Origin of the sequence: Ancylothrix sp. D3o (assembly GCF_025370775.1) — a bacterium.
Taxonomy (GTDB): Bacteria; Cyanobacteriota; Cyanobacteriia; order Cyanobacteriales; family Oscillatoriaceae; genus Ancylothrix.
In genome coordinates, this window is sequence record NZ_JAMXEX010000005.1 from 56,308 (window position 1) to 79,561 (window position 23,254).

21 protein-coding genes are annotated in these 23,254 nt (G+C 43.7%); 12 read left to right on the forward strand and 9 right to left on the reverse strand.

What is annotated here, in order from left to right; all coding sequences use genetic code 11:
- Positions 1 to 28: 28 nt before the first annotated feature.
- The 4 genes from NG798_RS11485 to NG798_RS11500 all read left to right on the forward strand — a co-directional run bounded on the left by NG798_RS11485 (position 29) and on the right by NG798_RS11500 (position 6,315).
- A complete protein-coding gene (locus NG798_RS11485; RefSeq protein ID WP_261222682.1) occupies positions 29 to 1,939 on the forward strand; it encodes a chloride channel protein in 1,911 nt (636 codons plus the stop codon).
- A gap of 190 nt (positions 1,940 to 2,129) precedes the next feature.
- Positions 2,130 to 2,333, forward strand: coding sequence for a type II toxin-antitoxin system HicB family antitoxin (locus NG798_RS11490; protein ID WP_261222683.1), 204 nt, complete (start codon positions 2,130 to 2,132; stop codon positions 2,331 to 2,333).
- Between the two features lie 155 nt (positions 2,334 to 2,488).
- The gene (locus NG798_RS11495) at positions 2,489 to 5,797 is read left to right on the forward strand and encodes a tetratricopeptide repeat protein (protein WP_261222684.1); all 3,309 of its coding nucleotides are present in this window, start codon (positions 2,489 to 2,491) and stop codon (positions 5,795 to 5,797) included.
- A gap of 71 nt (positions 5,798 to 5,868) precedes the next feature.
- Positions 5,869 to 6,315, forward strand: coding sequence for an aspartyl protease (locus NG798_RS11500; protein WP_261222685.1), 447 nt, complete (start codon positions 5,869 to 5,871; stop codon positions 6,313 to 6,315).
- A 134-nt stretch (positions 6,316 to 6,449) separates the two neighbouring features.
- Here the strand turns inward: NG798_RS11500 and NG798_RS11505 are convergent, their stop codons facing one another.
- Positions 6,450 to 6,776, reverse strand: a complete 327-nt coding sequence (locus NG798_RS11505; protein ID WP_261222686.1) for a hypothetical protein — start codon at positions 6,774 to 6,776, stop codon at positions 6,450 to 6,452.
- A 362-nt stretch (positions 6,777 to 7,138) separates the two neighbouring features.
- Between NG798_RS11505 and NG798_RS11510 the strand changes: the two genes are divergently transcribed.
- Positions 7,139 to 7,663 (forward strand): HPP family protein, encoded by a 525-nt coding sequence (locus tag NG798_RS11510; protein ID WP_261222687.1) that lies wholly within the window; start codon positions 7,139 to 7,141, stop codon positions 7,661 to 7,663.
- Between the two features lie 195 nt (positions 7,664 to 7,858).
- Here the strand turns inward: NG798_RS11510 and NG798_RS11515 are convergent, their stop codons facing one another.
- The 3 genes from NG798_RS11515 to NG798_RS11525 form a co-directional block, all read right to left on the reverse strand.
- A complete protein-coding gene (locus NG798_RS11515) occupies positions 7,859 to 10,594 on the reverse strand; it encodes a protein kinase (protein ID WP_261222688.1) in 2,736 nt (911 codons plus the stop codon).
- Positions 10,595 to 10,668: 74 nt separating this feature from the next.
- Positions 10,669 to 11,637, reverse strand: coding sequence for a protein-methionine-sulfoxide reductase catalytic subunit MsrP (msrP, locus tag NG798_RS11520; protein ID WP_261222695.1), 969 nt, complete (start codon positions 11,635 to 11,637; stop codon positions 10,669 to 10,671).
- 202 nt (positions 11,638 to 11,839) lie between these two features.
- Positions 11,840 to 12,112 carry a hypothetical protein gene (locus NG798_RS11525; protein WP_261222696.1) on the reverse strand — a complete coding sequence of 91 codons (273 nt, stop codon included), beginning with the start codon at positions 12,110 to 12,112 and terminating at the stop codon, positions 11,840 to 11,842.
- A 430-nt stretch (positions 12,113 to 12,542) separates the two neighbouring features.
- On the opposite strand from NG798_RS11525, the gene NG798_RS11530 reads away from it, so the two are divergent.
- From NG798_RS11530 to NG798_RS11550, 5 genes are all read left to right on the forward strand, one after another.
- Complete coding sequence (locus tag NG798_RS11530; protein ID WP_261222697.1) at positions 12,543 to 14,357, forward strand: AAA family ATPase; 1,815 nt, start codon at positions 12,543 to 12,545, stop codon at positions 14,355 to 14,357.
- Positions 14,358 to 14,566: 209 nt separating this feature from the next.
- On the forward strand, positions 14,567 to 15,649 hold the full coding sequence (hrcA, locus tag NG798_RS11535) for a heat-inducible transcriptional repressor HrcA (protein WP_261222698.1): 1,083 nt from the start codon (positions 14,567 to 14,569) through the stop codon (positions 15,647 to 15,649).
- 34 nt (positions 15,650 to 15,683) lie between these two features.
- Positions 15,684 to 16,334 (forward strand): DUF2834 domain-containing protein, encoded by a 651-nt coding sequence (locus NG798_RS11540; protein ID WP_261222699.1) that lies wholly within the window; start codon positions 15,684 to 15,686, stop codon positions 16,332 to 16,334.
- Positions 16,335 to 16,522: 188 nt separating this feature from the next.
- Positions 16,523 to 16,843: a hypothetical protein gene (locus NG798_RS11545; RefSeq protein WP_261222700.1), complete on the forward strand. Its 321-nt coding sequence runs from the start codon at positions 16,523 to 16,525 to the stop codon at positions 16,841 to 16,843.
- A gap of 238 nt (positions 16,844 to 17,081) precedes the next feature.
- Complete coding sequence (locus NG798_RS11550) at positions 17,082 to 17,783, forward strand: DUF2834 domain-containing protein (RefSeq protein ID WP_261222701.1); 702 nt, start codon at positions 17,082 to 17,084, stop codon at positions 17,781 to 17,783.
- A 107-nt stretch (positions 17,784 to 17,890) separates the two neighbouring features.
- On the opposite strand, the gene NG798_RS11555 is transcribed toward NG798_RS11550, so the two are convergent.
- The 4 genes from NG798_RS11555 to NG798_RS11570 form a co-directional block, all read right to left on the reverse strand.
- Positions 17,891 to 18,343 carry an SRPBCC family protein gene (locus tag NG798_RS11555; RefSeq protein WP_261222703.1) on the reverse strand — a complete coding sequence of 151 codons (453 nt, stop codon included), beginning with the start codon at positions 18,341 to 18,343 and terminating at the stop codon, positions 17,891 to 17,893.
- 65 nt (positions 18,344 to 18,408) lie between these two features.
- The gene (locus NG798_RS11560; protein ID WP_261222704.1) at positions 18,409 to 18,597 is read right to left on the reverse strand and encodes a CPXCG motif-containing cysteine-rich protein; all 189 of its coding nucleotides are present in this window, start codon (positions 18,595 to 18,597) and stop codon (positions 18,409 to 18,411) included.
- A 113-nt stretch (positions 18,598 to 18,710) separates the two neighbouring features.
- On the reverse strand, positions 18,711 to 20,318 hold the full coding sequence (locus NG798_RS11565) for a radical SAM protein (protein WP_261222705.1): 1,608 nt from the start codon (positions 20,316 to 20,318) through the stop codon (positions 18,711 to 18,713).
- Between the two features lie 21 nt (positions 20,319 to 20,339).
- Complete coding sequence (locus NG798_RS11570; RefSeq protein ID WP_261222706.1) at positions 20,340 to 20,594, reverse strand: SemiSWEET transporter; 255 nt, start codon at positions 20,592 to 20,594, stop codon at positions 20,340 to 20,342.
- A gap of 298 nt (positions 20,595 to 20,892) precedes the next feature.
- Between NG798_RS11570 and NG798_RS11575 the strand changes: the two genes are divergently transcribed.
- On the forward strand, positions 20,893 to 21,216 hold the full coding sequence (locus tag NG798_RS11575) for an STAS domain-containing protein (RefSeq protein ID WP_261222707.1): 324 nt from the start codon (positions 20,893 to 20,895) through the stop codon (positions 21,214 to 21,216).
- A gap of 59 nt (positions 21,217 to 21,275) precedes the next feature.
- Here the strand turns inward: NG798_RS11575 and NG798_RS11580 are convergent, their stop codons facing one another.
- Complete coding sequence (locus tag NG798_RS11580; protein WP_261222708.1) at positions 21,276 to 22,469, reverse strand: PP2C family protein-serine/threonine phosphatase; 1,194 nt, start codon at positions 22,467 to 22,469, stop codon at positions 21,276 to 21,278.
- Positions 22,470 to 22,762: 293 nt separating this feature from the next.
- Here NG798_RS11580 and NG798_RS11585 point away from each other — a divergent pair, with 293 nt between their 5' ends.
- Positions 22,763 to 23,239, forward strand: coding sequence for an anti-sigma regulatory factor (locus tag NG798_RS11585; RefSeq protein ID WP_261222710.1), 477 nt, complete (start codon positions 22,763 to 22,765; stop codon positions 23,237 to 23,239).
- Positions 23,240 to 23,254: the final 15 nt, after the last annotated feature.

Here is a 23,254-nt window from a genome sequence, read left to right on the forward strand (position 1 = left end):
GTTTCTCTCATATTTATTTTTACCATTAATGAACGGCTTATCTTCTCGGAATGGACAGCTATTTAAATCTCCTGCTCTTGCTTCTTTCTCCAACGCACTGACGCGCTTTCTTAACCGCTTACAGCCTTCCCCAGAAAGCATTGTGATGATTCTGGCGGTTTTGATTGGGGGTAGCACTGGGATGGGGGTGGTGACGTTTCATTTTCTTATCCATCTGATCCACAGTCTGACTTTAGGGGATTTGATGGGGCTGATTGGTGGGTGGGGGGCTTGGACGCTGGCTTGTGTGCCGGCGCTTGGGGGGGCGATTATTGGTTTAATGCGTTTGCTTTCGCCGGATTTTGGCCCTGGGATTTCTTCGATGATTGCGGCGGTGCAAAAAGAGGGGTTGCCGGTGGCGCCGGTTTTAAAGCCGGTGACGAAAATGGTGGCGGCGTCGGTGTCTTTGGGTACGGGGGCTTCCTTGGGCCCAGAGGGGCCGTCTGCTGAGATTGGGGCTAATTTTGGGATGTTGGTGGGGCAGGTTTTGCAGGTTTCGCAGGAACGGCAGCGCTTGCTTTTGGGGGCCGGTGCGGCGGCGGGTATTGCGGCGGGTTTTAATGCGCCTATTGCCGGAGTTTTTTTTGCGATTGAGTTGGTGTTGGGGACGAGTTTTGCGACTTCTGCGGTGAGTGTGGTGCTGCTGGCGGCGGTGGTTGCGGCGCTTATTGCTCAGATTGGGATAGGGGCAAAACCGGCTTTTATGTTGCCTGCTTATGTGGTGCGTTCTCCGTTTGAATTGCCTTTGTATGTGGGGTTGGGGTTGCTGGCAAGTTTGGTGTCGATTGCTTATACGGCGGCGATTAAGCAGGCTCAAAAGTTTTTTGCGGGGGAGATAAGGGGTTTTCGCTGGTTGAGTAAGGTTCCCCGCTGGGTGCATCCGGCTATAGGGGGGGTTTGTGTGGGGGTGGTGGCGTTGAGGTGGCCGCAAATTATGGGGATTGGCTATGAGACGATTGAGGCGATGCTGCAAGATGTGGAGTTTTCGTTGCAGTTGTTGCTGAGTTTGCTTGTGGTTAAGTTGGTGATGACGGCGATTAGTTTGGGTAGTGGTTTGGTGGGGGGGACTTTTGCGCCGTCGATGTATTTGGGGGCGTCGTTGGGTTCGGCTTATGCAAAAATTCTGGCTTTGGCTATACCGAGTATAGCCAAGTATATGGCGGGGCCACCGGCCTATGCAATGGTGGGGATGGCGGCGGTGTTGGCTGGTTCTGTGCGGGCTCCTTTGACGTCGATTATTTTGATGTTTGAGTTAACTCGTGATTATCGGATTGTTTTGCCTTTGATGGCGGCGGTAGGGTTGAGTGTTTGGTTGGTGGATGTTTTGAAGAAGCCGGCACAAACGGCGGCTTCTACTACGAATTTGCAGCAGATTGGTTTGAATATTGAGGGGGATAATAATAGGGAGGTTTTGGAGAAAATTCGGGTGTCGGAGGCGATGGATAAGTCGCCGTTGATTTTGTCGGGAAATACAGCGGTAGTTGAGGCGGGTTTGCGGTTGACTGAGTTACACCGGCATAGTGCTTTAATAATTAATGAGGCGGGACGTTTAATTGGGATTATTACTTTGCGTGATGTTAATCGGATTTTGTCGCAGGTAAAGGGGGATGATTTGTTGGGGTTGTTGTTGAATAAAAAAATTGCGGATATTTGTACGGCGGAGATTGTTTTGGCGTATGAAGATGAGCCTGTGACTGATGCTTTGGATCGAATGGCGGCGCGGGGTTTTCATCAGTTGCCGGTGGTTGAGCGTGATAATCCTTATGAGGCTTTGGGGTTGTTGAATGAGGATGATGTTTCTTTGGTTTGTCAGGTGGCGATGACGCGGGATGTTTTGCGGGGTTTTTGTGTTGTGCCGGTGGGGGTTTCTGAGGAGGAAAAGGAACGGTTGCCGGTGTGATTTTTGGGGGGTTGCAAATTAATGGTGCCGGCATTCGATCAATGGCATTTGGTGCCGGCATTCGTCACCGGTTAAAACCGGTGCCTACCCGAATAAAACCCCTTCGGGGTTCAACCACTAAAAGCGGCAACTTAAAAAAGTTTTGTTATGCTGAAAATAACAACTAAATTCAAAATACCAGAATCTATCTATGAAACTTAAAATCATTGTCCATGAAGCTGAAGAGGGCGGATATTGGGCAGAAGTTCCTGCTATTCCAGGGTGTGCGACTCAAGGAGAGACTTTTGAGGAATTACTGCAAAATTTGTATGAGGCAATTGAAGGGTGTTTATCTGTTGATCTGGAATCTATCGAGATGACGGATAAAGATAAAGTTATGGAGATTGCTGTATGAATTCTCTGTCCGGCAAAATAAGTCACCGGTTTTAACCGACGGCAAATACCGGCACAAACACCGGCATTTTTACCCGGCACCAACAAACACCGGCACCCCATAAACCTTTTAAAAATTTGCTATTATCTACAATAACGTCTCAATTTTTAACTCCTATGCCGGTACCACATTTAGGGCAAACTTCTATCCGCTTACTGTTGTCTAGTTCTGTCGTTGCTGCCAGTGCATTATGTCCGATAATAGGAGCATCAGTAGTAACAACAACAGCAGCAGCAGCGGTTGCAAGTGTCGCCGGCGGGGTACTTGCCAATGATGTCGGTGAGCATCTAAAATTAGCCCACCGGCTGCGGGAAAAGAAGAATAGTTTAAGAAACCATGACTTGACAAAAGCAGTAGGAAGTGCTATATCAATTGTGCTTTTTGCAGTGGCGGAAGAACACAAAGCCAGAAAAAATGACTGGCATAAAGATTTTGAAAACCTGGCAAAAGCAGCCCCGAATTATTGGAAAAATATTGCTGATAACCGGCAAGATGATTTTGCCGGCATTTGGGAAGAAAATCTACCGGCTGAATTATTTTCTACCAAAGCCTCGGAATTTGCCACAGTAAAAGCCTTAGATGAAAATAGCTGGATTGAGTTTCTCCAGGGGTTGTGTGCAGAAAATAAGGTTGGTTTAGGCGATGTTTTGATCCTAAATACAGCGCAAAAATGGGAGAGCATTTTTCCGAAGGCGTTGCGGGAAGTTTTGAAAGATGATTTTGAGCATGGCGGTAAAGCTTTTGCCTCGCTTACATTGTCGATGATGAGTGAAATTTCCGCCGGCATTAAAGAAAATCAAACAGCAATTTTACAATTGTTGCAAAATCAGGGAATTGCTCAACCTAATCAAGAATATAATGAGATTTTGAGCCGGTTGGATGCACTGGCAAACCAGCAAACAATTACCCCAGAAATTAAAAATGCTCTCAAGCAAGTATCCACGCAGATAGAATCTGGCTTTGAGGAAGTCTTGCGAGAAATGGGGGTGCAGTATGAGGAAATACGCAAAGAAATTGAAACGCTGCGAAATGAGATTTTAGATGCCCTTTCAAATATTTCTTCAAGAAAAGAAGATCAAGACCGGCATATAGAAATAGTAGAAGGCAATCAAAAAATATTAGAAGCGGTTGTAAAAATCACTCCCGCAAATTTGGCTAATTTGGATCATGCTTATCCAAGTATAACAGATTGGGTGGGGCGGGCCGGTGAATTGCAAACAGTGGGCGAATATTTGGCTAATTCAAACATTGCCCTCATTAAAATTATCGGCGTTGGCGGCATTGGCAAATCTACCTTAGCCGCGAAAGTTTTTGAAGTGGAAGGTAGCAAGTTTGAGGGGAAATTTTGGTGGGATCTCACCATCAGCCCCAACTTTACAGAGTTTGTCAGAAATGCACTGAGGCACTTAGGGCGTTTTTCGCTGCAAGATATCCAGCAAATTCCTGAAAAGGATGTCATAGATAGGCTGGTAAATTTGTTGCAAAAACAAGCGTTTTTAATTGTCATAGATAATTTGGAAACTGTGTTAAAAAGCGGCTGGGAGGGGAGTTTATGGGAGAAGTTTTTCTGCCGGTGGTTGGGGTGTGCGGGAAAAAGTAAGATTATTGTGACGAGTCAGGATGTACCAAATTTGACTGAGTTAAAAGGCAAAACTTTGCACTTAGAAGAGGGTTTAAATTGCACTGAGGGAGCCACATTATTACGCAATTTGGGGGTGCTGGGTGAGACAAGAGAGTTAGAGGATTTTGTTGAGTCGGTGGGGGGATATCCGCTGTATTTGATGCTGGTGGCGGGTTTGTTGGTGACGGAAGAGGAAGACGATCCGCAGATTAAATATTTGAGCCGGTATGGGAATTTGTATGAAATTAAGGGGATACACCGGGGTAAAAATTCGGTGAGTGTTAAGGATGTTTTTGAGGAGAGTTTTGGGCGGCTTTCTGATCAGCAAAAACAGTTATTGTTAAATTTGAGTGTGTATCGTTTGCCGTTTGAAAGTGCAGCGGCGTTGGTGATGTATGAGGGGACGGAAAGTGAGGCGGAAAATGATTTGAAGTTGTTGGCGAAACGGTGTTTTTTGTTGAAAGGAAAGGATGCGTCTGGGTTTAAGTTTCAGCCGGTGGTTTTGGCGTATTTGAAGTCGAAGGCGGGGGATTTAACGGAGGTGCATCGTAAGGCGATTGAGTATTATGGTTCGGTTCAAGAATCTGAAGGCTGGAAGACAAAAGAGGATGTTTCTGGATACATTGAAATTTGTTATCATTTGGGTGAGTTGGGAGAGCGTCGTGCTGCGTTTGATACGATTGGGATTTGCGATGAGTTTTTGAACTTTCAGGGTTTTTATGATGTTTTGATAGAAGTTTATGAACTAATTGTGCAAAATTGGCAACCAAAAGATGAGGATGAAGAGAGACTATTTGCTGCTTACCTCAATAATTTAGGTAGCGCCTACAATTCCCTTGGACAATACCAGAAAGCCATAGAATACCACGAGAAATCTTTAAAAATTAGAGAGAAAATTGGCAACCAGCCAGATATAGCCCGTTCCCTGAATAATTTAGGTAACACCTACAATTACCTCGAAAAACACGAGAAAGCCATAGAATACTGCGAGAAATCTTTAAATATTTGGAACCAACTTAACAACCATCAGGAGATAGCAGATACCCTGAATAATTTAGGTAATGCCTACCATTCCCTCGGACAATACGAGACAGCCATAAAATATCACAAGAAATCGTTAGAAATTAGAGAGGAAATTGGCCCCCAGCAGGATATAGCAAAATCCTTCATTAATTTAGGAATAGCCTATTATTCCCTTGGAAAATACGAGACAGCCATAGAATACTTAAAAAAATCTTTGACAATTAATCGTAGAATCGGCCACCAGCAGCAGATAGCCCTTTCACTCAATAATTTAGGGTCAGCCTACGATTCCCTTGAACGATACGAGACAGCCATAGAATACTATAAGGAATCTTTGGAAATTAGACAGAAAATTTGCAACCAGCAGGAGATAGCCCATTCGCTCCATAATTTAGGTTTGGCTTACCGTTCCTACGAAGAATACCAGAAAGCTATAGAATGCTTTGAAAAACTGCTAGAAATTAAACGCCCAACTAACGATAAAGAGGGTGAGGCGAAATGCCTGCAAATTCTCGCGGGTTTATACCACCAAACCGGCCAATTTAAAAAAGGCTATGCTGCCGGTTATCAAGCTAGTCAAATCTTACAAGAATCAAACCTCCCTCTCGATAGCCTGTATCCCAAATGGCTGCAATCTATCATCAAATTTGCTCAAAAAGGTAAAGGGCAATTTGTGTTATGTTTTATCACCGGCCTTTTTGCTTTTCCCTTTGCCCTTGTCTGGATAATTGTTGTCATGCTGTGGCGAATTATCCGCGCCAAAATCAACCGGCCACGATAAAATGAAAGCATTAAAACTTCAGCATCCAAACCACTTTATAACTGCAATAGATGGTAAAGTAAGACTTCATTATGTCAGCCACACAAACAAGCGAAAAAATAAGTCACGTCACCACCACAATTACCATCACTAATCTAGTCGATGAAATCTTAGCCGAACGAAATTTTATCACTTCGGATCAAATTCGTTCCCTCACCTTAGAAAACGTCCTCGTAGACACCGGCAACCCTCGCCTCTGCTTGCCGGCAAATATCATCGCCCAATTAGGTTTAGCTTTTGATACAGAAATTGAAGCAAAAACAGCAGCGGGAGTCAAAAAAATCCGTCTTTTCCACAGATTAAGCCTGACGATAGAAGGTAGAAAGGGAGTGTTTAATTGTTTAGAATTACCAGGCGGACAAGATCCCTTAATCGGTGTTCTCCCTTTAAAAGATTTAGGCTTACAACCAGATTTAATGAATCAAAAATTGATAGTGTTACCTAATCGCGGGCCAAATACCTATCACTTAATGTACTAACATCAGCATTCGTCACCGATTAAAATCGGATGTAAACAAAAATAAAACCCCCCTAGGGGGTTTTTTGATTCGTGTAGACTCCGGTTTCAACCGGCGGCAAATATCGGCGTTAAATACCGGCTTTCTATCATTAACTACCACCAAACGCGATTACCTTCTTCATCCATACGCGCCTGCCTAATAACATCAGAAATCTCATCAGCATCTTTAACGTGATGCAAAGCCTTTTTCTCACCATCCGGGTATTCAACAATAAAATAGGTAGGTACCTTAATATGGTCGCCGGTAATATCAGGAGCATCTACAGCAACCTGTTTCGCCTTTTCTTCAACACTCTTTCCTTCATCTATCCGGTCGCCCGGATTTGCCGTCAAATTTTGTTCTTTTGGACCCGGTTCACTTTTAGAATGCCAATCGACACTAACGGGTTGTAGCGGTTGTTGGTTGGGTTCGCGGCTCATAGTTTTTTATTCCTTTCTAAACTGTGTTTTTACTACTTTCACTATATAAATTAACCCCCCCTCTCTGTATCCTTCAAAGGAAATAATTTCTCCATATTACTAAAGACTATCTTTTCGCTAAACAAATGCCTCACCCCCCTATTTCGGCATTCCTTTAGGATTATTTATCAGATTTATTTCTCACCCTTGCGCCAGAACACATCTCAACAATTGCCCATATAAAGCCAATATTTGGAAAATGATAAGCAGAGGCCGGCAGCACTTCAACATTCAACAAAACCCAGCTAAAAGAAGAGCAACAACACCAGAACGCTTAAACAAAATAAAATAAATGCAACCCTTAAAAAACATTTACCTGCCTTATGACTGATAAACAAAGCTTAAAACCCCTAAAAGGTGCAAACCGCAAAATCCGCCGCCGGCTCACCATTCAAGGTGAACTATTACTCGCCTTATTACCAACCATAACTATACTAGGAGTGCTGGGGATGGTTGAAGTATTAAGCCGGCAACGTTTACTCTTCGCATCCCTCGCATCCAGCGCATTTTTAATATATCTCGATCCCCAACACGGCACCAACGGCATCCGCACCCTCATCACCTCTCAAATGCTTGCCGCCACCCTTGGATTTATCACTTATTTAGTATTTGGGCCCGGTTACATAGGCGCCGGCATAGCTATGATTATAACCATAATTTTGATGATAATTTTAGATGTCGTTCACCCCCCAGCCGTCTCCACATCTTTAAGTTTTGCTTTGCGGGCCGGTAATGAAACAAACATAATTTTATTCGCTCTCGCACTTGCCATCACATCAATTTTAGTTTTGCTACAACGCTGTAGTTTATGGTTACTAGCACGTTACAGCCAACGCCAAAATTCATAGGTTAAAAACCCTTAGCAACTTCTCTGGCCGCCTTTATGTTCAGTGAGGAACTATCTCAAATTCGCCGACTTTTTGCAGAACCAACCTTATCAAATTCCCGTTGTGAGTTTGTGGCTAAAAAATCAAAAACTAACTTGTTTTAAAGTTTTAGCCAAAGTTAATCAAAGCCTAGATGAACAAATTTATCCCTCACAACTATTTAACCGGCCTCTCCTGCAAATTAATAGCTGCAAAATGCTCTAAAAGCAGCCGGTGAACAAAAATATAACCGCCGCCAACCTTTTGTAAAAAAATCTTCCGCACCGCATAATCAAGAAACCGCGAATAATTCCAAGGCATGACGCCACTGGCACACAAAATCACCCGCAAAATAAAATGTTTAATACAAGCCTCTTCCCCACCGGCAGCAAAACCAAAAAGCAACCCAACCACCTGCCACACCACAGAATCCCACTGCAAAATCTTTACAGGTAGCCCCAACAAACAAAAACCAATCGTTGCAAAAAATAGCGAATTCTGGCCGGATTGAATAATACCTTGGTTGGGAAAAGTTTTGCGTTGAATAGCCGCACCCTTAAACCCCTGAATTAAGCCATAAACCAACCCCAAACTCATACCAAAAATAATCCCTCGGCCCAACGATGCAGTTTCCGGAATCACAACAGTAATCATTTTATGGTCTAATAAAGCTAAAAAAGACTCATACAAAATCTTAAAAGGAAAAAGCAGTAAACCCCCCAAGAAAACACCTAAAACTAAATGTTTACCGGCCTTTTTCCAAGACCATTGTAGCGTCTCCACCGGCTCAATTTTATCTAAACCAAAAATCAGCCAAAAAATCCCTGCCCCAAACATCAAAGCCAACGGTAACTGAGTTTTAGGCAACAAAGCATAGCCAACCGCACCCCCCACCGTAAAAAACACCAAAAACAAACTCAAAATATAAATCAACTTTTGGCGTTTTTTCGTTAACAAAATTGGCTGCATTTTCTCAATAAAAAACACAGTTTGAGATTGTTTAGACAAACTTTGTGCCAGCCAACTCAACCAGTAAATTGTTTGCTTTTTGGAATATTTAACATTTCGAGAGGGCTGGTGCAACATTCGCTCAATATAAGCATTAAACAAATGTTGTCGTCTTTCTTCAATCCCGCCAACAGAAAGCAAATCTTGCGCCGGCATTCCCCTATACGCCAAAGTCATAATACTCAACATCAAAGGAGAGTGAGCCAATTCTTGTAAAGAATTATCGTGTTGCAAAGCTGCTTTTAAACTTGTCAATTCTGAAGCTTGTTGTAAATACTCATCAATTTGTTGCAAAGTCAAAGGTTGCAAACAAATAGCCTCTTGCAATTGTAAGCGATTTTGCAAACTTTGATAATCTTTAATTCGACTGCAAACAACTAATTCTGTCGTCCCATGTTCCTGATAAAATCTATTAATCGCACTCACGCAAGCATCTTGCAACTTTGCACTAACCTCATCCAAACCATCCAACAACAAAAGCAACTCACCGCCAACAATCCACCGGCGAGCAATCTCCGAAGAAACTTGATATTGCGTTTTTAACTCAGCAATTAACCAATCTGCCAAAGATTGCTTTGGATTATTCCAAGAAGACAAATTAAAAACCACTGGAATTGTACAACTTGTGTTAGCTTGTGCTTCCTCCAACAAATCCCGCGCTAGTTGCAACAAAGTTGTAGTTTTCCCTGCACCAGGTTCGCCTAAAATTAACAAGGATCTCCCCTCTCCCAAAGCGCGAAACTTATCACTCACCCGCACTCCAGAAGGCAATAACTCGCCTTTTACCCCCAGATTTCCCCAGACAATCCCCCAAGGGCGCTCAATCAAATCTAAACGCGATTCTAACCCCAATTCTATCATCGCCCGACCGTGCAAAGAAGATTCCAAAACCCCCTTAATCCAAAAATTTGTTACCTTATTAATTAAAATCTGCCGGTGGCGTAAATCTGTACTATTAGCCACCAAAATCGGAGCCTTTTTTACCTGCGGTATCTGCGAAGGAAGCGTCAGCATTTCCTGCTTTATTCCAAATTTTAAACCCTGATTATTACTTGGTAAATTTGCTAAAGATTGGGTGTTAATTTTTAGCAAATCTGCTAAAGCCTCAGCCGCATTTTGATAGCGTTCTCGAAAATCATACCGCACCATTTTTTCAATAATTTCGAGAAGTTCAGATTCTACGACACCATTATCTAAACGATTACGCCAGAGTTTTTCTTTTGTCAAAGAATCTTCTGCTAAAAAATGTGGTAAAGTGCCGGTGAGAGCCTGAATAGCCATCATCCCCAACGCATAAATATCACTATTAAAATGAGGTTCCCCCCGCGCTTGTTCCGGCGAAACATACCCAGGAGTGCCGATAATCGTGCTTTGATTTTCATCACCGCCACAATTAACACTTTGTCCCAAAACTTCTTTAACCGCACCAAAATCAATCAACACCAACCGACCATCTTTTTTGCGACGAATTAAATTAGCCGGCTTCAAATCCCGATGAATTATATTACGCTCATGCAGCCAATTTAAAACACCTAAAACCTCGACTAAAAAACCCCAAACCGCATCAACATCCCATCTTTTCCCTGGCGCAAATTCCCCGCGTAAATCGCCACCCTCAACGAACTCCTCAACCAAAAAAAACTCGCCTTCCTCCTCAAAATGAGCCAATAAACGCGGCACAAAATCACACCCACCTAACCCATATAAAACCGTCGCCTCCCGCTCAAACAAACGCCGAGCAGTCTGCAAAAGCTCCCCCGAAAAACCCCCCACCCTCAAAACCTTAACAACACAAAAAGGCTCACCAGGCAAATCCCGATCTCGCGCCAAAAAAACCTCACCAAAACCCCCCGAACCCAAACCACTCAAAACCTCATATCTACCCCGTAAAATCCTCCCCAACATAACCAAAAACCCCCCATCCCTTCTTCTACCTAGCTGTGTTTACCTCCGTGTCCTCTGTGTTTAAAAAAAACACCTTAAACATAGAGTTTACCGACATAATCTTCATAGCCATTATAAAGCAAAGTCGGGCGTTTTTCCCAAGCCAGAGCCGGCCCTTTGCCAACAATTCGCTCCTCCGCTTGCGACCACCGAGGATGAGGCTTATTCGGATTAACATTCGCCTCAAAATCATACTCACTCGCCACTAAAGTATTCCAAAAAGTAGGCGGTTGCTTATCCAAAAACTCAATTTTTACAATTGATTTGGCGCCCTTAAAACCATACTTCCAAGGAATCACCATCCGAATTGGTGCGCCGTTTTGTTTTGGCAAAGAATGCCCATAAATTCCTGTTGCGAAAAACGCCAAATCATTCGCCATTTCATCAAGCCGCAAACTTTCATGGTAAGGCCAAGGATAATCGCCAAAACCCACCGGCCCAGGCGTAATTTTCTCATCATAAAACGATGTAAACCGCACAAATTTTGCCTTTGCAGTTGGTTCCACATCCGCGATTAAATTTTTCATAGCAAAGCCAACCCAAGGCACCACCATCGACCACGCCTCAACACAGCGAAAGCGATAAATTCTTTCCTCTATGGGAAACTTTTTCTGCAAATCATCCAAATCATAAATTTTAGGATTCTTCACCAAACCGGAAACTTCCACCTTCCAATTTTCTGTCGGTAAAGCTTGAGCATTTCGCCAAATACTTTTAGTTCCGCCAAACTCATAAAAATTATTGTATCTTGAGGCGAAACTCTCATCCGTGATGGTGCGGCCCACTTCCTGAAAATTAGGATTAGTCTTAACATCAAGCTTCACGGTTCCCGCAATTGGGTTTTCTTCTTTTTTGCTTTCACAACCAACTAAAGGTAAAGTTGTTGCCGCCAAACCGGCCCCTATTAAACTTTTCATAAACCGGCGCCGGTTAAAAAACAAATCCTCTGGCGTCACTTCACGCTCTGGAATTTCCCAACCCTTAAATTTCTTAATTAGAACCACAATTCATCAACTCCAATTATTAACTATTCTAAACAATCATACCAAATTTTTAGCCATTAGAGGAATTTCGCACTCACGCCGAGGCAAGAAACCGGGTTTTTTAGTCTCTATCTCGCTAATCATCTTCTATCTTTTATAGAAACCCGGTTTTTTTGCTTTAATAGATTAAAAAAGGTTGAGCCGAAAAACCAACCCCAAACTATCAAGAAAAACCCTTATCTTTAAACATCCTTTCACAACAAACCGGCATAACTTCCCTAAAACCCAAACTTTCCAAATAACTCCGCCAGCTTTCCACAGACTCCTCAACCGGCAAAAGCCCCAACACAACCGCCACCTCAGCCACCCAAGGAACCGTAGAAATCTTATAACCTTGCCAGTCCGCCTCAACCGTCAGCCAATCAGGGACAGAGTGCCGATCAAAATCTGATTTTTCATAACTTGCTCTGAAACAGTAGATTATATTCTTAACCATCCTTACACCAAAAATTTCAATGCAACAAACAAATATTTAACCTAAATGCCGATAATTGATGTCACAACCTCTTGACTTAAAGACTAAATCTCATCTTTTGCCAAGCCAAAAACCCCTACAAACACAAAAAACTCGGCTTTTTAGCCGAGCACTTAGGAGCATAAAAAAAAGGACTTCAACTGCAAACAAAACCCAAATACTAAAATAAATTACCAAAAGCAAGCAGTTAGAGAGAGGAGAGTAACTAACTTAATGCTTACAATTAAATATTAAACATCCACTTCAAACTAACATCAATGATCTAAATCGTAAAAACTTGTGATCCTCGTAAACATTATCAGCGATCTCTGTAGCCCCAACCCGTGACCGCTATCACATCCTTACCAAACTTGCTAAACTGAGAATCATCTCCTTATAAAAGCAAAAACCAATGAGCGATATATTTAAAGGCTTTGAAGAACTCCTAGAACTCGCCAAAACCCTAGAAGAAAAAATCCAACAAGGCGACATCAAAACCGATATCCGCATCAACACCGGCACCCTCCGCAGCATCCCCACCCAAGGGAATATTCCCCGCAACACCCAACCGCGATCACCATCCCCAGAAGTCATCATCACCCCCCCACCGCAAACCACCAACAAAAACTCCCAAACTTCCCCCAGCAAACTAACAGAAAAAATCGGAGGTTTAGGAGAAGTCATTAAAGAATTGCGAGAACTCATAGAAATTCCCTTAAAACGCCCAGAACTATTACAAAAATTAGGTTTAGAACCCACACGCGGCATCTTATTTGTTGGCCCCCCCGGCACCGGCAAAACCCTCACCGCCCGTACCCTTTCCGAACAATTAGGAGTTAATTATATTGCCATCACCGGCCCCGAAATTATCGGCAAATATTATGGGGAAGCGGAAACAAAATTAAGAGAAATTTTTGCCAAAGCAACCGCCTCCGCACCTTGTTTAATATTCATAGATGAAATAGACACTCTTACCCCCAACCGGCAACAAGTAGAAGGCGAAGTTGAAAAACGAATTGTTGGGCAATTATTAGGCTTAATGGATGGTTTTTCACCCAGCACCGGCGTCATCGTTCTCGCTGCAACCAACCGGCCCGACAGCCTCGACCCAGCCCTGCGTCGGCCTGGCCGGTTTGACAGGGAAATAACGTTTCGCGTCCCCGACAGACAAGGACGCCTAGAAATCTTGCAACTCCACACCCAAAGCATCCCCATCGATAACACCGTCAACTTATCCGAAATAGCAGACATCTGTGTAGGCTTTGTGGGTGCAGATATCAAAGCCTTGTGCCAAAAAGCCGCCTACAACGCCTTGCGCCGCAGCGTCCCCACGCCCGACAGCCCCACACCCGACAGCCTCAGCGTTACCCACAGCGACTTTCTAGCAGCCCTCAAAGACATCAAACCCTCGGTATTGCGTTCTTTGGAAGTTGAAACCCCCAGCGTCGCCTGGGAAGACATCGGCGGCTTGGAAGCAATCAAACAAACTCTACAAGAATCAATCGAAGGAGCGCTACTCTATCCCGAACTTTACCGCCAAACCCGCGCCAAAGCGCCGCGAGGCATCTTGTTGTGGGGGCCCCCTGGCACCGGCAAGACGCTCTTAGCCAAAGCCGTCGCCTCCCAAGCGCGGGCCAATTTTATCAGCATCACCGGCGCCGAAGTGTTGAGCCGGTGGGTAGGAGCAGCCGAGCAAGCCGTGCGCGAGTTGTTTACGAAAGCCGCCCAAGCCTCACCCTGCGTGATTTTCATCGATGAAATTGATACCCTTGTCCCCGCCAGAGGCGTAAATTTAGGAGACTCAGGCGTAAGTGACAGAGTGGTGGGCCAGTTGCTCACCGAATTGGATGGGTTGCAAGCTTCCCCGGATATCCTTTTGATTGCTGCCACAAACCGGCCCGAAGCCATAGACCCTGCAATCTTACGGGCTGGACGTTTGGAGCTACAAATAGAAGTGGGTTTACCAGATGTAAATAGCCGGATGTCAATTTTACAAGTCCACAACCAAGACCGGCCCCTGCAAGATGTCGATTTGGGCGAGTGGGCCGGTCGTACCGAGGGCTGGAATGGGGCAGATTTAGCCTATTTCAGCAATCAAGCCGCTTTGGAGGCAATTCGCAAATTTCGGGCCGGCGGCGGTTCAAATCCCCAAGAAATCCGCGTAAATCATGCCGATTTTGAGCACGCCTACGCCGTTGTCTGCGGGTCTAAAGGGGGGGATTGGTAAAAGTTGGAAAGGGGGATTCGGAAAATTTTTTCCTTATTCCCAATTTTTAATCTTGTGTTATTTTTGTTACTACTTTTGCCACTACTTGAGTGCAAAACTGCGTTATATTGTATTTTTAATCAATAAAGCTTCTAAGGATAACAATGCCGGTCTCACTCAGACTAACGGCTCCTAAAAAGTTTTTTTTACCTTGATAGAATTGCGATAATATGTCTCAAGTACAAATCCATCTCAATGACCGGCAACAATATATTCTCCGCTGCACTGTGCGGCATTATATCGCAACTGCGGAACCTGTAGGCTCAAAAGTTTTGGCAGAAGAATATAATTTAAACGTCAGTCCTGCTACGATTCGGTCTTGTTTGGGATATCTCGAAAAAGCCGGTTTGCTTTATCAACCTCATACCTCTGCCGGTCGTGTTCCTTCCGACTCTGGTTATCGCATTTATGTAGACCAACTTATCACACCTTCAGAAACGTTATCCCGCCGCATGGAAAATCTACTCCGTGACCGGCTAAATTTTGAAGATTGGAGTTTAGAAGCTTTATTGCGAGATGCAGCGCAACTTTTGGCAACCCTTAGCGGTTATATTACTCTGATTACTCTACCCCAAAGTAATACAAGCCGGTTGCGTCATTTGCAATTAATTACCGTTGATTCTCAGCGGGTGATGTTGATTGTTGTCACCGATGCGTTGGAAACAAAATCAACTTTAATGGAACTGCCAAAAACCCCAGAAGGAGAAGATTTAGACACGGAATTATTAGAGCGAACTTTGCAAATTTTATCGAACTTTTTAAATAGCAAATTGCGGGATCGACCTCTCAGTGATTTGTCTAAATTAGATTGGGGAGAACTTGACCGCGAGTTTCAAATTTATGCAGAGTGGTTGCGTGCTATGATCACAGATTGGACGCGCCGGTTTAAGACTCCAGCCGCCACCCGACTTGTGGTTAGTGGTGTTTCGGAAGTGTTGCGACAACCGGAATTTTCAGAACTAAATCAAGTGCAAACTTTGATGCAGCTTTTGGAAGAAGAACAAGAACAACTTTGTCCCTTAATTTTTGAAAATCCCGAACCAGAAAACTCAGGAAAGCGCGTAAATGTTCGCATTGGTAGCGAAAATCCTATCGATACTATTAGGACTTGTACGCTGATTTCTTCGCCTTATCGACGGGGTGGGGTGCCGGTGGGAAGTGTGGGAGTTTTGGGCCCGACGCGGATGCGATACGAAAACGCAATTGCTATGGTAGAAGCCGCCGCAGATTACATCTCGGAAGCCCTGAGTTAAATTGCTGTCATTTCAAATACAAACTCATAAAAATATGAAAAGAAAAAATCTATTTTGGGTACTTTGGTTAGGCGTGATTATTTATGCGTTTTTTCTCGCCCCGCCAGATAATTATGAAGAAACGTTTGAACTAATTAAAAGACTATCCACTGGCCAAATAGAAGGCATTAATCCTTTGATTGTTTCTTTGTTCAATATCATGGGAGTTTGGCCAATGATTTATGGCTGTGTGTTGTTTTTTGATGGTAGGGGGCAAAAGGTGCCGGCGTGGCCGTTTGCTGCTCTATCTTTTGGCGTAGGCGCTTTTAGCTTATTGCCTTATTTAGCCTTACGAGAACCTAACCCAGAATTCACCGGCCAAAAAAACCTCTTTCTCAAAATCCTCGACTCAAAAATCACCGCAATTTTGCTACTTTTAGGAAGTGCCGGTTTGGTTGCTTGGGGTTTAATTAATGGCGACTGGGCAGACTTTTTTGTGCAATGGCAAAACAAAAGATTTATTCATGTAATGAGTTTAGATTTTTGCTTGCTCTGCCTGTTATTTCCTGCTGTACTTGGCGATGATATGGCAAGAAGAAATTTAAAAAACCCGACATTATTTTGGGTTGTTTCTTTGATTCCTTTATTGGGGCCGGCTGCTTATCTTTGTTTGCGCGGGCCGGTGGCTACCCACACCGATTTATAATGCTGAGTAGAGTACCGGCCTAATACTTAAAAACTGATCAATAAGTGATAATTCTCTTGCCACCATGAGCTTGTCACTCCCTCTACAAGTCAGGTGGCAAAAATAGACAGTAATCTCCAACTTGAGTTAGATTTCAAGTAAAAATAACAGCCTTAAGATATGGGTTAAATAGCATTGAGGCAGAGCAGATGTCGTACCCATTGAACCAAGATTCCGAAAAACTTAAGGCACAGGAAAGCACCTTGTTTGATCGAACTTTTCGAGATAGCTCAGGCAACATTGTCATTGCTCAAGCCCCTAATTTACCCCTTCTAGTGGGGTTGACAGCAACTTTACTTCAATTCGTCCTACCCAGCGGTAATCTCCTGGCAGGATTTGATTTAGTGGCGTTTGGGGCTTTGTTTACCTGGGCATGGCAGGAGTTATTTGAGGGCGTAAACTACTTCCGGCGGGCGCTCGGTTTGGTGGCGTTGGTGGGTATAATCGCCTTCAGACTCCACATTGTTTGAGCTTGAATTCCCTCCGCAACCCGTCGGGGAAACTCCAGCAATTTTAAAGATGCGATTCAAGATTGGCTGGATGTTGCTAATAATTTATCAGCCAAGCCGGCCCTAAAATCTCAGCCTTAAAATCTCACAAACGACAGAGGAAATTTTCTCATCAAACTTCACCCCAGAGAGAGGGAGATTTCCTAACGTTTTTTTAAACTTTACGCTAATTAGGAAAGTTTAAAAGAGCATCAAAAAAATGAGAAAACTGGTTATCTTCTGCATTTGGATAACATTTGTTATCTACACCATAAAAGTAGCGCCCCTCGACCGGCCCGACACCGCAGAAATCGTCAGCAAATTATTAACATTACGCTGGGGAGAACTCAACGCTTACATCCCGGCGCTTTTCAGCCTCATGGGAGTATGGCCGATAATTTATGCCTGTTTAATGTTTGTTGATGGTAAAATGCAAAAAAAAGTCCGAGCATGGCCGTCTTTTATTGGTTCAAACGGGACAGGAATTATTTGCCTAACTCCCTATTTACTGTTGCGAGAACGGCAGCAAGAATTTGTGGGGGTAAAAGACAAATGGTTAGAAATGCTAGACCGAAGAAAAACCGGCCTAGCTTTGTTATTATCGACCATTGGTTGTATAGCCTACGCGGTGATTTTTGGAAGTTGGCAAGAGTATGTTCACCAATTCCAAAACGTTGCCTTTGTTCACCTGATCAGCATAGATTTTTGCTTGATGTGCGTGTTGTTTCCCCTCACAGAATTATTTGATGATGACATGGCAAAACGGGGAATAAAGGACCGGCGAATTTATTGGGCAGTTGCCTTAATTCCGCTGTTTGGGCCCTTAGTTTATTTATGTTTGCGTCCGCCGTTAGCAGAAACAACAAAACTCAGTTTAGAAAGAACCGGTTATCCTAATATATCTTTGCCGTTAGTGGAATAATAACCCTCGCAGTGCAGATCAATTATGCGCTACAGGCTGCTATAGGATGCGGTTTATAATCTCTTTGGTTTCAGGATCACAGGGCAATTTAAAAACAGTAAACCAGTTCAATATCCACCCTCACACTCACGTTTCGTCACCTGATGCCGGTACTTAAACATATCCTCCAAACGAGAATAAACCCACCATCCAATCACACCCTCAGCAACCAAACCCCCTGGTAACTCAAAATCAATCGCATCGCGTAGCTTTGTTCCCCCATTCCTCTCCTCAAAAACGTGCCGGTGAACCCAAGAAACCACCGGCCCCTCAACTTGAACATCCGTAAAAAAGCGATATTTTTCACACTCCGAATGTTCAGCCAACCACCTAACAGGAACTGGCCCCAACCAAAGCCGAAACTCAGAAATCGCCCCCACATCCAAACCCCCCTCCCGACGAATAACCTCAACCGGCTGCCAAGGAGGCGTCAAAACCTGCAAAATATCAGCACGTTCGTGAAAACCCCAAACCACCTCAACAGGAGCATTAATCAGCGTAGAACGTTCAAAATGTAACATAATTTGTGATTTCTCATTTGTGATTAGTTAATAGTCATTTCTTACAAAAGCCGCATTTATAATAATCAGCTTTCCGGTTCCGAATCAATCTCAATCTCAAGCGTATCCTCATCAACCCGAACATATAAAACATTCGGCTGACAACAAACCTGACAATCCTCAACATAAGACTGAGAAAACCCCCCACCAAAATCAACAACAGTATAATTAACCTCCCCACAAAAAGCACAAAAAAACTCAGCCGAACTATCCATAAAACCCCCTCAAAAAACCCCAAAAACCACCTTACCACACCCCAACCCCAAACGAAAAACCCATCCGCGTTAATCCGCGTAGCGCTACGCGCGGCTACGCCTAACATCTGCGGTTAAAAATACTCCATAGCCGACTCCAAATGTTTCTTCAAAACCCCAACCGGCAAAGGCCCATGCAAATGACCCCAAGGCAAAAACCCCTCCACATCCCAATTTTCAAACACATAAAAATCCAACCCCGGAAGCTTCCCCTTCAACTCCTTAAAAGCACGCCGGTAACTTCCCAAAGAATCCCCATAACCTCGCACCAACTCCAACAAAAAAGAAAGCCGTCGATCACCCCGTGAAATCAACCCCTGAATAACAGACCAATTATAACTTTCCGGGCGAAAATCAACCCCAACTTTACCCAAATCCTTATCCAATTTTTTCAAACGTTTCTCAGCATCCTTATTCACACCAAACCACTGAAAAGGAGTATGAGACTTAGGAACAAACGTACTGCAACCAAACGTCAAACGTAACCCCGGCGCCGCCTTTTTTAAATCCCGCATCATCCCCACAGTAGCCGCCAAATCATCCACACCCTCACCAGGCAAACCCACCATTCCGTAAAGCTTTAAGCCACTCAAACCCCCCGCCTTAGCATTCACCGCCGCCTGTATAATCTCCGAATTTTCCAACTTTTTATTAATAATCTTCCTAACTTGTTCCGAACCGCTTTCAACAGCAATCGTTAAAGATTTTGTCCCCCGTTGAGAAAGCGTACTTGCCAACTGTTCAGTCACCGTATTTGTTCTAACCGAAGAAATACTCAACCGCACATCATCAAACTGCGGCTTACTCAAATATTCCAACAAACCATGAAACTCAGGATGTTGAGTAACAGAAGCCCCCAACAAACCCAAACGATTAGTAACTTTTAAACCCCTCTCAATAGCCGGCATTAAACTCGATTCTACACTCGCAGTCCGAAACGGCAAAGTCAAATAACTAGCCAAACAAAACCGACACATTTCCGGACAACTGCGAACCACCTCCACCATAAAAATATTTTCCCAAGCCGCCTTTTCCGTCACCACAGAAGAAGCCGACAAAACATTACCCCGATACGTTTGTTTTTCCACAAAAGCCGGCACATCCGCATCCACCGGCACCACCGACTCCACCGGCCCGGAGGCGCTATACTTCACCTCATACAAACTCGGAACATAAACCCCAGGAACCTTAGCCAAACGCCGTAATTTTGTACCTCTATTGCTATTACGAACCTCCTTAAAAGCCTCAATAAAATTACCTAATAAATCTTCCCCATCCCCCAACAAAACCACATCAAAAAAATCAGCAAAAGGCTCAGGATTTGCCGTCAAAACCGGCCCCCCCCCAAACACCAAAGGATCATCATCCGTTCTCTCAGAACTCCGCAGAGAAATATTTAACTTTTCCAGCAAATTAAAAACATTCACATAATCCAATTCCCAAGACAAAGAAAAGCCCAACAACTCAGGAGAACTCGGCAAACTTTCAGAAACATCAGTAAAAAGTCGGCGCACATCAACATCAGAACGCATCGCCAAACTAGCCCAAACCACCTGATAACCAAGGCTAGTAATGCCAACCGTATATTCATTAGGAAAAGCAAAAATCACAGGAATCGCCCCAGCATCAGGCGTTACCGGGTCAAATAACAAACGTTCAGAAGCAAAAAAAGAAACACTCACAGGGTTTTTATTTTGATTAAATCACTCATATTTAATTTTAAGCCATAAAATAATCAAATTAAAAAACAAAGTCAAAAAATTAGCAAAAATCACCGGCTTTGAAGAAATCAAAATCCCATAAACAAACCACAAAAAAATCCCCAGACAAAACGTAACCAGCATAACCAGAGAGACATCCTTGGCAGATTTTGTTTGCCATACCTTATAAAGTTGAGGTAAAAAAGCAATCGTAGTCAGCGTTGCCGCAGCAAATCCCAAAATATTAATAAAATTCATCTTCTAACATAAGATTTTAGATAACCGCTCTAGCCGGTGTCTCCGCACGCCCGTTATGCCCAGATCGTGAGGGGCAAAATATAATCTTAATCTTGCTTGCACCCAGCATCCGCCCATCGCGGCATTGCAGCCCTTAAGCAATTGTGTCAGTCAAGACTAAACTGAGATAGGCTAGAGTCTCTAACAGGGTAGCACAGCACCGGCTCCCCGTATTTTGGCCGGCCAGTGGCGCAGCAACCCTGTCAAGACAAGCCTATTCAACAATTGCCGACCTATTCACGAACAATTGAAAACAACTATGACACCTGTTGTAAAAATCATTCAACCCTCTGGCCTTTTAGATGGAACAAAAGCCACACAAGTGCGAAAAGAAATTGATGAAATTATATCAAGCGGTGCCAGCCTCGTCTTAATAGATTTGCAAGAAGTAACATTTATAGATAGTTCAGGATTAGGAGCCTTAGTTTCAGCACTAAAAGCCGTGAGAGCCGCCGGTGGAAAGTTATTTATCTGCTCAATTAACGCCCAAGTCAGAATGCTATTTGAATTGACAAGCATGGATCGAGTCTTTCAAATCTTTGCAAACCGAGATGAATTTAATAAGGCGGTTATTTCCAATTAAAAACTTTAAATTTTGGATTTTGGATTTTCCAGACGGAAAATCTAAAATCTAAAATATCCTTATCCAAAACTCACTTTCACAACCGAAAGATCATCCTCAAAAGTCTCACAAGCGCCGGTGCGCCGAACCGCATCCAGCAGCCGATCCAAAGAAGCCTGCTCAGTTTGGCGATTTACCACAAGCTGCTTAATAAAATCATCTAAAGTCCACACATTACCATCAGGCAGATTAAGCTCATAAATTCCATCACTAAACACATACAAAGAACTGCCTGGAGTCAAATCACAAGAATCAAAAACATATTCAGCTTCAGGGAACATCCCAATAGGAAAACCCTGAGTTTTCAGCTTTTTAACTTGAAAATTGGTTGCCGAATTCCCCGACATCAAAACTGCTGGAGGGTGGCCGGCACTAGAATAAACCAACTTTCGCCTCGAACGGTGATAAACCCCATACCAAATCGTAAAATATTTATCCACATAATGATCCAATTGGTGATTCATTTGAAAAGCCTTATTCAGAGCCTTTAAAACCTCATGGGGTTGATAAAAATTAGTATTAGGAAGCGAACGAGAGCGCAAAATATTTAACATAGAAACCGAAAGCAAAGCAGCCCCCACACCATGTCCAGAAACATCCAACAAATAAATAGCCAAGCGCTCATCATCCAGCCAATAATAATCAAAACAATCGCCGCCCAACTGTTGAGAAGGAACAAACCGCCAATCAATCGATGCAGCTTTTCCATTCATAGGAGGAGGTACAAGAGACTGAACATAAAGAGCAGCATCCGCCAAATCCGCCTCTAAAATTTTATTTTGAGATTGTAACTTCTGAGTTAAACCCTCCAAAATTTGATTTTTCTTTTGCAAATCTTGATTCAATTCGTGAATACGAATTCCAGCCCGCACCCGCGCACTGAGTTCGTCAATTTCAATCGGTTTCGGCAAAAACTCATCAGCGCCGGTATCCAACCCCGTCACCCGATCCTCAACATCACCTCGCGCCGTCAGCAAAATAAAAAACGTCGTAGATAACTCCGCATTAGATTTGACCCACCGGCACACCTCCAGACCATCCATCAAAGGCATCATCCAGTCACTAATAATCAAAGCCGGTCGCAAAAGTTCCGCCTGAGAGATACCTTCTTTTCCATCCTTGGCTACGGCCACTTCATACCCCTGCTTTTTTAGAGCCTTAGTCAGCACCAACCGAATTGCCGGATCATCATCAATCACTAAAATTTGAGTCATAAGCGTTCAGCACTGCGAGGAGCCGCTTAAAAAGCCACCAATTAAAACATTAACATTTCACAAAAACCTATCAATGGTCGGGTTAACGAAAACGCCATCCATCGAACCAACCCCACATCGCTGAATGCACACTTATTTTCAAGCAAACTGCAACGCGACGCAGAACGCCAGAACTAAAGTCAAACGCATCGGGCGAGTGCACAAAATCATCGCTCATAATTTACATTTCGTGCAACAGCACATAACTCAGATAAAATTAAAACTATTCATAGCCAAATTTCAGCCACCATGTTATGGAGTCCAATGATTTGAACGATAGCCAACCCAGACGCGAAAGCAGCATTGCACAGTTAATTGAAAAAGCGAACCTTTGCGTGCCGACCCAATTGGGCGAGTTATCCAAAGTTTTATCATGGTTCGACCGATTTAACCATCCCCCACTGCCAAAATCTATTTGGATGGAGTGTCAGCTTGCCCTTGCCGAAGCCTTTACCAACGTCGTGCGCCACGCCCACAAAAACTACCCCCCAGAAGCCCCCATCGAAATTCAAGTAGCCCTCTACCCCCAAAAATTAGAAATTCGCATTTGGGATCGCGGACAACCCTTCAACCTAGACGAACGTCTCCAAACCTTACCCCCCCAAACCGATCACAATGCCGAAGGCGGGCGAGGTCTACCTCTGTTAAGCCGCATTGCGGACGATCTCAGCTACACCCAAACCTCCGATCAACGCAACTGTTTACTGATCGTCAAAAACTACACCCCATAAACCCCACCATAAAGC